The organism is Bacteroidota bacterium, from assembly GCA_035506275.1.
Lineage (GTDB): Bacteria > Bacteroidota > Ignavibacteria > UBA10030 > UBA8401 > JAGVPT01.
In genome coordinates this window covers 153,236-166,047 of record DATJPT010000002.1, presented here as the reverse complement: position 1 = coordinate 166,047, position 12,812 = coordinate 153,236, and the positions used below count along the sequence as shown (strand labels likewise).

Below are 12,812 nucleotides of genomic sequence, written 5' to 3'. Positions count from 1 at the left end.
ATTTTTGAGACGACTTCTATGACAAGAGTATTGGCGGTATTCATTCTGATGGCGGCGATTCCGGTGTGCGCTCAGGTCCCGACGGAAACGGAGCTTAACAGTTCGAAACTGGCGAGCCAGAGCAGGCCGGGGTATTTTTATTACGCCAAGCCGTATGAAGTGACGATGACCGTTAATTTGTGGGGAGAAGTTCCGCAGCAGGGGGTCTACGTGATTCCGACGAACACCGACATTGTGCAGCTGATTTCCTTTGCCGGCGGACCGAAGGAGCGTTCAAACCTGGACGAAGTGCTTTTGTACCGATCGACGGGAAGAAAAGATACAAAGACCCGCCAGCTGGTGACGATCAACCTGCGCGATATTCTCGAGGGAAAGTCCCCGACGGTTCCTCTCAGCCCCGGCGATATGATCGTCGTAAAGAGGATCCCCGATTCGCTGACGTGGCAGGACGTGCTGATCATTCTCAACACGACCGCGACCCTTGGGGTGCTGGGCGTCAGCATCTATTCCGTCACGCACAAATGAGCGGCGTTTGCGGGCCGGTGCCTGTTCGGCCTGAAGGACGGCTTTTTTGTTCGTCGTGCCGCAGCGAGGATACCATTGCTCATCCATCCTCTGCACCCTGAAAAAACAACAGCATACTGAGCGGCGGAAGAACCGAAATGAACAGCGAGGAATTTCCGAATGCCTTTTGAGATCGTCATCGAGCCGACACAGGGATTGTCCGCGCTCCGGTTTCGGGAGATATGGGAATTCCGGGAACTCTTCTATTTTCTTGTCTGGCGCGACATCAAGATCCGCTATAAGCAGACGTTTCTCGGGGCCGCATGGGCGCTGGTGCGCCCGCTGATGGGGATGGTGGTATTCACGGTCCTCTTCAACAAACTTGTCGGTTTTTCCGTGCAGGGCGTTCCCTACCTTCTCTTCACCTTCTGCGGCGTTGTTGCGTGGAATTTTTTTTCCGAAGGGGTTTCGGGAGCAAGCCAGAGCCTTCTCGCCAACTCGAACCTCATCTCCAAGGTGTACTTTCCGCGGGTCATCATTCCCGCCGCGGCGATCCTGTCGGGACTCGTCGATTTCTCGATCGCGTTCGTTCTCGCTCTTGTGCTGATGGTCTACTTTCAGTTTGTTCCGACGGCGGCGATCTTCTTCCTGCCGTTCTTCGTTCTCCTGACGATCGTCACTTCACTCGGCATCGGTTTCTGGTTCTCCTCGATCTCTGTTCAGTACCGGGACATCGGCCACGCTCTTCCCTATATTATCCAGGTGATGTTCTGGATCACGCCGGTCGGGTACGCTGCGGACAAAATTCCGTCGTCGTACCAGACGTTGTACTGGTTGAACCCCATTGTCTGTGTCATCGAAGGATTTCGCTGGTCCATGCTCCACACCGGAACGATGCCGGTGCATTTGGTTCTCCTGTCGGCGTGCGTCGCCCTTGCGCTGCTCGTCACCGGCTTGATGAACTTTTTGCGGATGGAAAGAAAGTTCGCCGATATCATCTAAGAATTCCCGTATGCCCGCTATTATCACGGTCGAACATCTCTCAAAACGCTACCGCATCGGAGCGCTCCGGCGGCATAACTCGTTTCGGGATCTGTTCGACGAAAAGCTCCGCATGCTCTTCAGCCGCGCCGAACGGGAGGCTGCCGCAAAAGAGAATGCCATATGGGCGCTGAAGGATGTTTCGTTCGAGCTGAACGAGGGAGAGGTGCTCGGCATCATCGGAAGGAACGGTGCGGGAAAAAGTACGATGCTGAAGCTCCTCGCGCGGATCACCGAGCCGACCGAGGGAAAGATCAGGATGCGGGGAAGAGTTGCCTCCCTTCTCGAAGTCGGTACCGGCTTCAGCCCGGAGCTGACGGGACGGGAAAATATTTATCTCAACGGCGCGATCCTCGGCATGCGCAAATCGGAGATCGACAGGAAGTTCGACGAGATCGTCGATTTCTCGGAGATCGGAAGGTTCATCGATACGCCGGTCAAGCGTTATTCCTCCGGCATGTTCATGCGTCTGGCGTTTGCCGTGGCGGCTCATCTTGAGCCGGAGATCCTGATCGTCGACGAGGTGCTTGCGGTCGGCGACGCACAGTTCCAGGAAAAATGCCTGCGAAAGATGGAAGACATCGGGAAAAGCAGCGGAAGGACGGTCCTTTTCGTCAGCCACAATATCGGCGCGATCACGAACCTCTGCACGCGCGTTGTCCATCTGCACCAGGGAAGGATCGTTCATTTTGGCGAAACGAATGCCGTGGTCGCCGAGTACCTGCATTCGGACGTGAACGTCGGCGCCGAAAAAACGCTGGCCGATCCGGCGTCCATCCTGTCGCGGCACAGAGAATTCGGCTTCACCAAGGTCGGTCTGAAAGACCATCTGAATAATTTTTCTTCGGAGCTGGACGTCCGTTTTCCGATGACCGTCGCGATCGAATACTTCGCCGCGGCTCCCCTCCACAACGTCGAGATTTCCGTGCGGATTTTTGCCTACGACGGCCGCCCGGTTTTCACGAGCCATCAGTCGGATTCGCAGCCGGAGGTGCTGGTGCAGCGGCTGCAGGGAACGTACGGGGCGGCCGTGACGATCCCCGGAACGATGCTCGTCCCCGGCGATTATTACATTTCTATCGAAGCGCACATCCCGACGGTAACCGTTCTCGAAAAGTACGACCATATTATAAAATTCCATGTCAATGAAACGGGGTCGAAGCTTTCCCGTTATCAGCCTCATCAATACATGCAGGGCGTGATCATCGCCGACTTTCCATGGAATGAAAGCCGCGTGCAATGACTCACGGGGCCTGGCGCTGTTGTGGGTTTCCGCGGACGAGCATTGAGGAGATTCGATCATGAATCAGACGCTGAAGAAGATCATACGATGGGCGCTCAAGCCGGTGCAGCCGTACGGCAGGCGGCTTTTCGGAGCGCCGGCAGTGTTATTGGAGGAGATGCCGGACAGCCCGGAGTTGTTCAGACACTATCGGATGCTTCTTGAGACCGGCCACGTCCGCGTTCCGGGGGGATGGAAGATCGGCGCGGATTTTTATCCCGACTATATCACGGTCGGCGGGAATTCTCTTGCGATCCAGCGGGTAGCGCTGAAGTATTGCAAGGGGAAGGGGATCGACGTCGGGGCGAATTACTGGCCCTTGCCGGGGAGCACGCCGATCGATATCGAGCGCGGGCCGGGCATTGCCAACGTCATCGAGGACATCGCGCCGAACTCGCAGGATTACGTGTTCAGCTCGCATTGCCTTGAGCATATCGACGAGTGGCAGAAGGCGCTTGACGTGTGGGTCTCGAAGATCCGTCCCGGCGGAATAATTTTTCTCTACCTTCCGCACCCATCGTGCAAATTATGGCACAAGTCGAACCCGTTCATGGCTGAGGTTCACAAGTGGGTGCCCGACCCGGACACCGTCGCCCGGGCGCTTGAAGCACGCGGGTTATCGACCGTTGCCCGAGACGACGGGCCGGACCATTTTTACAGCTTTTTTGTGTGTGCACAACGAGCCGTGTAACAAGCGTGTCATTGACTGATGGCGTTGACGTTAAGAAATTTCCCTTCCAAACTTCGTCATGCAGCCTCCATTGAATTGCAGGCGGCTCGAAATATCCTCACCCATGGTTTTCCCGATGTCATGCTGCAATTTCTTGGGGGCATCGGCGATGAATTGCTGCTGACCGCCGTCGCACACGAGTTAAAAAAGAGGACCCCTTCGCTCAAGATCTGGCAGGTGTCGCATTCGGAGCCGCTGCTGTTCAACAACCCGGACTACCAGCGCACGTTCAATTTTGACGATTGGCAGCTTCGCTATGCGTTCTTGCTGAAACGGCAGCGGGTTCAGCTTTCGTATTCCGTGGAGGTTATCCCCGCCGAGCTTGAAATCCCCCCCGACGAACATATCATCGCCCGCTTGTGCCGCAAAGCAGGAGTTCGGGGGGATGTGGCGCTTCGTCCGTACATCGTTTTGACGGATGAGGAAAAAAAACGGGGAAAGATCGCCGACCGGTTCATCGTCGTCCAAAATGTCGGACAGTCGACGCATGAGACCTTCATGAACAATAAGAAATGGTACCCGGAACGGATGCAGGAGGTCGTCAACATTTTGAGAGAAAAATACCCCGGGCAGTCTATCGTCCTTCTCGGCGGCAGCTCCGATATCGGCCTGGACAACGTGGTCGATTTGAGGGGCAAAACCACGGTGAGGGAGTCCGCGGCTGTACTTGCCAACGCCGAATGCTTCATCGGCACGTCGGGCTTTCTCAAGCATCTCGCCCGCGCCGTCGATGTGCGCTCGGTGATCATTTACGGCGGGCGTGAACATTCACATCAGACCGGATATATCTGCAACGAAAATCTGGACAGCTTCGTGGAATGCTCTCCCTGCTGGCGGTGGAACACGTGCGACTACGACAAAAAGTGCATGCAGATGATCTCGGTGCAGAATGTCGTCGGCGCTTTCGAACGTCTCCTCGAGAAAAGAAATCGTCCGCTTGAAGTTGAAACGCTGACCATCCAATGAAGAAAAGGATACTATTTACGGCCTCCCGTTTTTTCCCGTACGCGTACGGCGGCGGCGAGGTCTATATCGCTTCAGTGGCGTCGGAACTGCGAAAAAGAGGATGGGATGTTCGCATCGCAACATTAGGCGTCCGGCAGCAGAAGCAGCGGCCGTTCGCTGTCGAACATTCCGTGCACAACGGCATCCCCGTTGATGCGTTGTGCCTGCACGAAGAGGCGTTGACCGAGCTGGAAAAATATTCTGAGACGAGCGAGCATCATCGCGCGTTCGTCCGCGCCGTCATGAGTGATTTCCAACCGGCGCTTGTGCATGTGAACGGACTGACCCTGCCGGCGTTGGAGGTCGCAAAGGAACTCGGGATCCCTTCCGTGGTCACGGTACACCATTCCGGCGTTGTATGTCCGGCGGGGGACTTGATCCGCCCGGACGGATCGCAGTGCCAATACGCCGAGGCTCCGGGAGTATGCATTCCGTGCACGAGCCTGCGGCGGCAGCCCGAGTGGTATACCGGCGGGATCATCGGAAAGATTCCATCATGGCTGTACGAATCATTCGGGAAGCGGACGGAACATTCACGCGATGTTCCTTTTGCGTTGAGAGTGATCCGGTATCCGTGGCTGGTCGACAGGCAAATTCTTCATCAGAAGAAAATATGGGAACTGACCCGGCACGTTGTGGTCCCTTCCCAAGCGATGAAACAACTTCTCCTGCGCAACAGCGTCGACGAAAACATCATACACGTTCTTCCGCACGGCGTCAACATTCCAAAACGGAAGGCACGCAGCGACAAGACGAAGCTGCCGGTGAAATTCGGTTTTATCGGACAAATTGCATATGCCAAGGGGGTGCACCTTATTTTTCAGGCGCTGGCCGGCCTTGACGATGCCGCGAAATATGAATTTCATGTTTTTGGCGAAGCGAGGAGTCCGGAGGAGAAGAGATACTTTCACGCCGTGATGGAAAAATATCCCCGGGTTTCGGTAAAGAATCACGGGTACATTCCTCACGAACGGATCCATGAAGCGTATGAGCAGATCGATGCGGTGATCGTTCCGTCGCTGGCGCACGAGGCATTCTGTCTTGTCGTTCATGAAGCGTTCGGTGCGCTGAAGCCGGCCATCGTCGCCCGCGCCGGGGCCATGCCCGAGCTGGTGAGGGACGGGAAAAACGGGTTCATCTTTGAGAGAAACGACACTGCCTCTCTCTTAAGGATCGTCAAAGCGGTCATTGAATCCCCCAAGATCATCGAAACAATGAAAAAACAGATCCCCGCCGTACAGTCGTTTTCGGCGTACGCACGGGAAATTCAGAAAATCTACCAAACAGCTCTCCACTAAGCGCAGCCGGACAACGATGTCTTCAAGTGCATTAAAGAAGGAAATGTTCCGCAAGGTGTTTGCAGCATCGTCGCTTGATGAGGTGCGCAAAATTGAGAAAAGCGTCACGACGTTTACTCTGAAGAGCTTTTTTCTCCGGACATATATCATCGTCTCTACGCTCCTTTTCAACGCGTTTCTGCGTTTGTTCAGATTCTTTTGGTTTTCGCCGGGTATCCCGCATCCTGGCGACGTTCATGCGATCGTCGTTTACGTACAGGGAATGCTCGGAGACACGGCGGTTCATCTTCCGGCTGTTGCCTTCCTGAAGAATAGATTTCCCGGCGCGAGGCTGACGGTTGTCAGCAACAGCGAAGGATTCCCGATAGCGATGCTTTTGGGATCGTTGCCCTACATCGACGAGCGCATCGACATCGGCGATCACCCCGTGGTGCGGAAGGGGGCGTCGCTGAATTTTTCCGATGAACGGCTTCGCGGGATCCGCTGCGACCTCTTTGTAAACTTTTCCCCGTACGGCAACAGAGGGGTTCCCGGCTTTTTGCTCCGCGAGATGATCTTCGCCCGCAAGCTTCGCGCGAAATGGGTTTACGGGTTTTCGCTCAGCTCGATCGGAAGAAGAGGGGCGCTGAATCCGGTCCAGCACTATTTCGTCAAAAATGAGCCGCGCAGGTCCTTTGAAATACTGTCGGCTTTCGGAATATCGCATGGTGCGGTCGACGGCGCATTGCCTGTCGATGTTGATTCCAAAGCATCGATTGAAAAGAAATTGGCTGCAGAATTCCGCTCGCCCAAAAAAATCGCCCTTGTCAACCCCGGCGCGAAGTATGCGGTGAACCGGTGGAGCGCATCCCGGTTTGGCGAGATTTCCCGATGGCTCGCCGAGGAGCTCGGTTACACGGTGATCCTCAATGTCTCGAAAAATGAGATGCCGCTTGGCAGGGAGGTTGTGTCTGCTTCACATGGACGGGCGAAGATGTTCTCAGACGTTCCGTCCATCCCGGAATTGATCGAGTTACTGAGGAAGTCCTCGCTGTGCGTGACCACCTTCACCGGGACGATGCATCTTGCCGCGCTGCTTCATGTGCCGACCGTGGCTGTGTTCCCGACCAGGTTCAGTGTGACGCATTGGTTTCCGTTGAACGACGCCGCTGAGGTCCTGTTCAATTTTAATGAGCGCTCGTATTCTTTCGACGATATGAACGATGCCGACGGAAACCTCGACGCGATCACCGTTCGGGATGTTCAGCGATCGGTCATGAATGTTCTTGACAAAACTCGCAGGATTTAGATATTTCTTTTCTTTATGATCGAGTGAACAATGCTCTGGTTTACCGCCGCAAAATTCTATGTCAAAATATACGGCTTCATCCGCGACCGTTTCGGCGTGACGCTGCGCGGAATGGGCTTTGTCCTGCGCCGGATCCGCACTGATCGTGTTCTGGACGTGGCGGGAAGGAAGCTCTTTTTCAACCATACCGTTGCGACCTGCTACAACCGGCTCGTGAACGGAGAATTTAACGAGCCTGAAACTCATCTGTTCCTGCAGCGCATATTTCAGTCGACTCCCGATCAATTGATGTTCGTCGATGTCGGAGCCAACATCGGGGAGATGATCGTCGACGTGGCGCGCTACCCGAACGCCGTCCGGTTGATCGGTGTTGAGCCGAATGCCGAATGCGCCAGAGCATGCCGAGAGAGCGCCGCCCTGAACGGCGACCGCCACGTCGAGGTCGTTCAAAAAGTATTGAATGCCGACGGCGCTCCGGTCCGGATGTTCGCCGATGCGACCCCCCTCGCTTCTTCCATCGTGGACAAAGGAGATCGGAAGGAGCACATTGTCGACGCGACGACGCTCGACAGGGAGCTGATGAAATACAAAGAGCCCGCGGTGATCCTGATCGATGTTGAAGGGGCGGAGACGCTCGTGCTCGAAGGGGGAAAGGAGTATATTGAACGATCTCATCCTTTGATTATTTTTGAGTACAATCAGGTGAGCAAAAAATTTTTTTCGCTCGACGATGTCCGTGCAAAGCTGGGAACCGCCTACTCGGTCTTCCGCCTTAGGGGGGACGGGAAACTGGACGGATCGTTCGACGAAACCTGGAATTGCGTTGCGGTGCCGTCCGGCTCCGTTTTTTCAGAACCCTGTCGATCACTCATTGTGGAATAAGCATTGGCCGTTTCACCTTCAAAACAACAGCATGTCCTTGTGGCGACGCCGGTTCTCCTCTCCGGCGGGACCGAACTGCAGATGCTTTCGATGGTCCGGATCCTTGTCAGGGAAGGATACCGTGTTTCGGTCTGCTGTTACTATGAATCCGATCCTGCGATCCTGGCAGAATTCCAATCCGCCGGGGCAGAGGTTGATCTGCTGGGCTTGAACCGCACGACCGGGAAATCGACGGCCCGAGAAATTGTTGTCCTTTACCGCGCCCTTAGAAAGGTATTCAAAGCTCATCCCGATTCGATCGTCCATGTTCAGTATGTTGCGCCGGGATTGATTCCGGTCCTGGCGGCAAAAGTCTCGGGCATAAAAACAATTTTCGCAACGATCCATTACCCGCGGCATAGACTGGGAAGGAAGGAGGCTCTTCTTGTGCGATTGGCGGCCCGCATGTGTACGCTTTTTATCTGTAACTCATCGGCCACCGAGCGTTCCTGGTTCGGTTCGGCCGGCATATTTTCTGAGAGCGTGAAAACGGAACGCCGGCACTGCACAATTTTTAACGGAGTCGACGAAAAAGCGATCGGACGTTTAAGCTCGTCCGTCAATAAGACCGCCGCGAAGAAAAAGCTGGGCGTCGGGCGTGAAAAAATAGTCGGCGTGGTCGGACGGCTTCGCAGTGAAAAGGGGCATGAATTCCTTTTTCGGACGATGGCGCAGGTCCTTACCGCGTATCCATCGGTCCGGCTGCTGGTCGCCGGGGACGGGCCTGAGAGGGATCTCTTAACGGCGCTTGCCAAGGAACTCGGAATCGAAAAGAATATTGTTTGGACAGGAACAAAAACACAGAAAGAAATATTTTCTCTGTATGGCATCTTCGATCTTGTTGTCGTCCCCTCTCAGTTTGAAGGATTCAGTCTGACGGCGGCCGAGGCTATGGCTGCGGAGATCCCGGTCGTGGCGAGCGATGTTGGCGGTCTTCGGGATGTCGTCGATGATCAAGAAACGGGGCTGCTGGTTCCGTACAACGACACGGAGCGTCTTCAACGCGCGATCCTTCAATTGCTGCGCGATGAAGAATTGTCGGACAACATGGGAGCGGCCGGACGGAAAAAAGTCAAACGGCAATTTTCTATGGAACAATACCAAAGATCGCTTCTGGCGGCGTACCGCGTCTCTTCACAGAACGGACAATGAACACCAGGGCAGCCATATCGGTCGTCGTTCCTCTTTACAATAATGCAAAGGATGTCGAACGCGCGATCCGTTCTCTTCAAAGCCAGTCGATGTCTGAATTTGAAGTTGTTGTCGTCAACGACGGTTCTACCGACGGCGGAGATGCGGTCGTCCGGGGGATGAACGATGCGCGCATTCGGGTGATCAATCAGGAGAATAAAGGGGTTTCTGCGGCGCGCAACAGGGGAGTCGCTGAAAGCAATGGAGAGCTGATCGCATTTCTCGACGCGGACGACGAATGGAAACCCGATTTTCTTGAGACCGTGGTCAGATTGCAGGGACAATTCCAGCAGTGCTCGGTCTTTGCGACCCACTATCTCTATAAAGATACCGGCGGTGCGGAGCGGTCCCCCATTCTGCGGAAGATGCCGTCGGGTCCATGGGAAGGCGTCCTGCAAAATTATTTTGAAGCAGCAGCACACTCAGACCCTCCGATCTGGTCGTCGGCGATCGCGGTGAAAAAAAGTGCAATCCTTTCTGTCGGGGGATTTCCGGAAGCTATCGGCATCGGGGAAGATCTGTTGACATGGGCGCGCCTGGCGGCGAAGTGTTCCATCGCTTATTCGAAAAAACAATGTGCCGTTTTTCGGCTTCGCGCTCCGCTCACCGGTCATCCGACACGAACGCCGGAAATTCCAGACAAGGTCGGCCAGAAATTGGCCGAATTGCTGCCGGCAATTGAGCCGGAGAAACGCAGAAGTTTTCTTCGGTATCTTTCCATGTGGCACAGAATGAGGGCGTCGATGTTTTTGCAGCTGCAGGACCGGGCCAACACGTTTGTCGAGCTGCGAGCCATGGCGCACTATTCGGCTGCGGATCCCCGGCTCCCTTTTTATTTCGCGGCGGCCGCTGCGCCAAAGATAATGAGGAATTTTGTCCTGCAAATCTTTACATTTATTCGGAGCCTGCTTCGAACGATGAGGGTACGTTAAATGATGGAAGATGAGTTTGCCGACGAGCATGCGGTAGAGGAGGAGGGCGAAGAAGAGCAGCCTGTTACCTGGAAAGAGGCGATCCGCCATTCCAAGCTGCCGATCCTGGTCTGGCTTGTCTTTATTACGACCTTTTTTGCCTGCACCTTTGGCGGAGCGGGATTCCTCGGCTATTCCGTCGCCGGCTACGCATGGATCATTTGTTTCGCCTTTGCGGTGATGGTCATTCCGGCAAACTTCGACAGAATAAGTTTTCCGCTGTCGATCTGGCTGCCGTGGATGCTCTTTGTGGCTATCAGCGGATACATGTCCGATTACACTAACCTGCAGCGCTCCGCGCTCCTTCTCTGCCCGATCGTGGTCGGCGTGGCATCGTCCACAGCCCGCGTCGATGAGAAACAGATCATCAATTTCTCCCTGCTCGTCAAAGTTTTTTCACTCGCCGTTCTCGTGCTTGCGTTTTTCCTGACAGGACTTCTCATCACCGGTCAGCTCCCCAGCGCAACGGCGTTAGCTCCTCAGGCGATCACGGCGACCGTTTTGGCGGCGTTCTTCGCTTCAGGATATTCATTTGGAAGAGTCAAGGATCTGTTTTGGTGGTCGGCGATCGCGCTGATGCCGGTGGTCGCGCTGACGAGGATGGCGATCTTCGCCACCGGCTTGTCGCTCCCGGCGACGTTTTCGCCGATGAAGCTTCAGACGAGAGCAATTTTGATCGTCGTCGTGGCGCTGCTTGGACTTGCCCTCTTTTACTCTCCGCGCGTTCAGGAAAAGATGTTCATGAAAGGCGAGGGGACGCTGTCGGATATCACCGATCCGAACAATCTTGCGACAAGCGGCCGCCGTTATATGGCCGGAGTTCTCCTGACTGAAATTTCGCAAAAGCCGATCTGGGGGCACGGCGCAAACGCTTCCGAGGACCTGATCCTCAAGTTGACCGAAGGGAGGCTTACCCATCCCCACGACGATTGGCTGAGGTTTCTCTATGATTATGGAGCCGTCGGCACCGCGTTGTTCTTGTTCACTCTGATCATTCAAGTCCGTCATTTGCTGAAAAAAGCCCGGCATAGCGAGGGGGAGATCCGGGTGTTGTTTTTTGCCGCCGCATCGACGTTTCTCCCCTTTGTTCTGATGATGTTTACCGACAATATTGTTTTGTACGCGGCGTTCTACGGAAATCTTCAATTTACGATATTGGGGCTGGCGTATTCCGCGGAAAAGCGATCGCGCCTCGAAAGAGTTTCATACGAAGGCGAGGAGTTCTACCGCCGCTTCAGGAGAACTTCCCGCTCATTGGCGTACCGCGAAGATGGAGAGACCAAGGAGGATGCCCCCGCCGCTCAGGATCCCAGCGGCAATGAGCCCCAAGGCGGTGAACATTGACGGGAGCGGGGTTTCCGGCGAAACACATCGTCATCATGTGGACGAATTTCTTGCCGTACCATGTCGCGAGAATTCGCCATTTGCGAAAACGGCTCGACGCCATCGGCTGGAGTCTGACGGCAATTGAAGTGGCTTCGAAAGACGCGCTCTATCCTTTTCCGGAAGAGGCGGCGAAACGGGAGAATGATTACCTGTGCCTCTTTTCCGGGGAATCGTACCGTGAGCTGTCGCCGTACATCATTCACCGCAGGGCAGTTCGCGCCCTCGAGAATCTCAAACCGGATGTTGTCATCGCCCCGTCCACCCCGTTTCCCTCGGGCATGGCTTCAACAAAGTACTGCCTTGACCATGATAAGATCTCGGTCATGATGGATGATGCATGGGAATACTCGGACAAGCGCGGAGCGATCGTGTCGGTCATAAAGAGGATCATTCATGAAAATGTCGACGCGGCATTTATTCCCGCCCCAAGCCATGCCTCGTACTACCGGGCGATGGGATTTCCGCAGGAGAGAATTTTTTACGGAGTCGATGTTGTCGACAATGATTTTTTTGCGGCGGGAGCTGAGGCTGCACGGAGGGAGGCGGACGCGCTGCGCCGGACGCTTACCCTTCCTTCGAAATATTTCATCTTCGTGGGAAGGTTCATTGCCCGAAAGGGGATCGCGACGCTCCTCGAAGCATACCGGAATTATGCGGTGCGTGCCGGGCAGGATGCATGGGGGCTCGTTCTTGTCGGCGAAGGGGATGAACGGAGCCGCCACGAAAACGCGATGAGAGAATACTCCGGCGTGAGGTTTGTCGGCAGCCAGTTTGGCGCGCAGCTCTGCCGGTTTTACGGTCTCGCGAGCGCCTTCATCCTTCCCAGCGTCGTTGAAACATGGGGACTGGTGGCCAATGAAGCGCTTGCATCCGGCTTGCCGCTGATCATCAGCAACGGCTGCGGTGCGGGGAAAGCCTTGGTCGATGAGGGGGTCAACGGGTGGACGTTTCCTGCCGGAGACAGCGATGCGCTTTCGAGCCGGATGTCGGAGCTGGCCGCCATGCCGGCGGACCGGCTGGAGTCGATGGGGCGAAAATCTCAAGAACGCATCGCGCACTGGTCGCTCGATACTTTTGCCGACGGCGTCATCGCGTCGGCATCGGTTGCGCGCCGAGCGCCGGCCGGATTTTTGTCAGATTTTCTGACGAGATTTTGGAATGGAAGAATAAGCTTTTATCCGTAGGAATTCATTCA

General features: G+C 55.2%; 12 protein-coding genes. All 12 read left to right on the top strand.

Annotated features, from left to right (window positions below; all coding sequences use genetic code 11):
* Positions 1–18: 18 nt before the first annotated feature.
* The 12 genes from VMF88_01125 (at position 19) to VMF88_01070 (ending at position 12,801) form a co-directional block, all read left to right on the top strand.
* Positions 19–525, top strand: coding sequence for an SLBB domain-containing protein (locus VMF88_01125; GenBank protein HTY09646.1), 507 nt, complete (start codon positions 19–21; stop codon positions 523–525).
* Positions 526–684: 159 nt separating this feature from the next.
* Positions 685–1,506, top strand: coding sequence for an ABC transporter permease (locus VMF88_01120; protein HTY09645.1), 822 nt, complete (start codon positions 685–687; stop codon positions 1,504–1,506).
* A 10-nt stretch (positions 1,507–1,516) separates the two neighbouring features.
* The gene (locus VMF88_01115; protein HTY09644.1) at positions 1,517–2,788 is read left to right on the top strand and encodes an ABC transporter ATP-binding protein; all 1,272 of its coding nucleotides are present in this window, start codon (positions 1,517–1,519) and stop codon (positions 2,786–2,788) included.
* 58 nt (positions 2,789–2,846) lie between these two features.
* Positions 2,847–3,518: a methyltransferase domain-containing protein gene (locus tag VMF88_01110; GenBank protein HTY09643.1), complete on the top strand. Its 672-nt coding sequence runs from the start codon at positions 2,847–2,849 to the stop codon at positions 3,516–3,518.
* 18 nt (positions 3,519–3,536) lie between these two features.
* The gene (locus tag VMF88_01105) at positions 3,537–4,523 is read left to right on the top strand and encodes a glycosyltransferase family 9 protein (protein ID HTY09642.1); all 987 of its coding nucleotides are present in this window, start codon (positions 3,537–3,539) and stop codon (positions 4,521–4,523) included.
* On the top strand, positions 4,520–5,860 hold the full coding sequence (locus tag VMF88_01100; protein HTY09641.1) for a glycosyltransferase: 1,341 nt from the start codon (positions 4,520–4,522) through the stop codon (positions 5,858–5,860). The genes VMF88_01105 and VMF88_01100 overlap by 4 nt, the downstream gene beginning before the upstream one ends.
* A 16-nt stretch (positions 5,861–5,876) precedes the next feature.
* Positions 5,877–7,148 (top strand): glycosyltransferase family 9 protein, encoded by a 1,272-nt coding sequence (locus tag VMF88_01095; protein HTY09640.1) that lies wholly within the window; start codon positions 5,877–5,879, stop codon positions 7,146–7,148.
* Between the two features lie 30 nt (positions 7,149–7,178).
* Positions 7,179–8,030, top strand: a complete 852-nt coding sequence (locus tag VMF88_01090) for an FkbM family methyltransferase (GenBank protein HTY09639.1) — start codon at positions 7,179–7,181, stop codon at positions 8,028–8,030.
* A 3-nt stretch (positions 8,031–8,033) separates the two neighbouring features.
* Entirely contained in the window at positions 8,034–9,221 is a 1,188-nt protein-coding gene (locus tag VMF88_01085; protein ID HTY09638.1) for a glycosyltransferase family 4 protein, read from the top strand.
* A complete protein-coding gene (locus tag VMF88_01080) occupies positions 9,218–10,192 on the top strand; it encodes a glycosyltransferase family A protein (GenBank protein ID HTY09637.1) in 975 nt (324 codons plus the stop codon). Before VMF88_01085 ends, VMF88_01080 begins: the two co-directional genes overlap by 4 nt.
* Positions 10,193–11,575, top strand: a complete 1,383-nt coding sequence (locus tag VMF88_01075; GenBank protein HTY09636.1) for an O-antigen ligase family protein — start codon at positions 10,193–10,195, stop codon at positions 11,573–11,575.
* The gene (locus tag VMF88_01070; protein ID HTY09635.1) at positions 11,572–12,801 is read left to right on the top strand and encodes a glycosyltransferase family 4 protein; all 1,230 of its coding nucleotides are present in this window, start codon (positions 11,572–11,574) and stop codon (positions 12,799–12,801) included. The genes VMF88_01075 and VMF88_01070 overlap by 4 nt, the downstream gene beginning before the upstream one ends.
* The last annotated feature ends 11 nt before the right edge of the window (positions 12,802–12,812 follow it).

Excerpts from the sequence above, each read along its gene's own strand:
- VMF88_01125 (HTY09646.1), top strand. The coding sequence starts at position 19 with ATGACAAGAGTATTGGCGGTATTCATTCTGATGGCGGCGATTCCGGTG.
- VMF88_01120 (HTY09645.1), top strand. The coding sequence starts at position 685 with ATGCCTTTTGAGATCGTCATCGAGCCGACACAGGGATTGTCCGCGCTC.
- VMF88_01115 (HTY09644.1), top strand. The coding sequence starts at position 1,517 with ATGCCCGCTATTATCACGGTCGAACATCTCTCAAAACGCTACCGCATC.
- VMF88_01110 (HTY09643.1), top strand. The coding sequence starts at position 2,847 with ATGAATCAGACGCTGAAGAAGATCATACGATGGGCGCTCAAGCCGGTG.
- VMF88_01105 (HTY09642.1), top strand. The coding sequence starts at position 3,537 with ATGGCGTTGACGTTAAGAAATTTCCCTTCCAAACTTCGTCATGCAGCC.
- VMF88_01100 (HTY09641.1), top strand. The coding sequence starts at position 4,520 with ATGAAGAAAAGGATACTATTTACGGCCTCCCGTTTTTTCCCGTACGCG.
- VMF88_01095 (HTY09640.1), top strand. The coding sequence starts at position 5,877 with ATGTCTTCAAGTGCATTAAAGAAGGAAATGTTCCGCAAGGTGTTTGCA.
- VMF88_01090 (HTY09639.1), top strand. The coding sequence starts at position 7,179 with ATGCTCTGGTTTACCGCCGCAAAATTCTATGTCAAAATATACGGCTTC.
- VMF88_01080 (HTY09637.1), top strand. The coding sequence starts at position 9,218 with ATGAACACCAGGGCAGCCATATCGGTCGTCGTTCCTCTTTACAATAAT.
- VMF88_01075 (HTY09636.1), top strand. The coding sequence starts at position 10,193 with ATGATGGAAGATGAGTTTGCCGACGAGCATGCGGTAGAGGAGGAGGGC.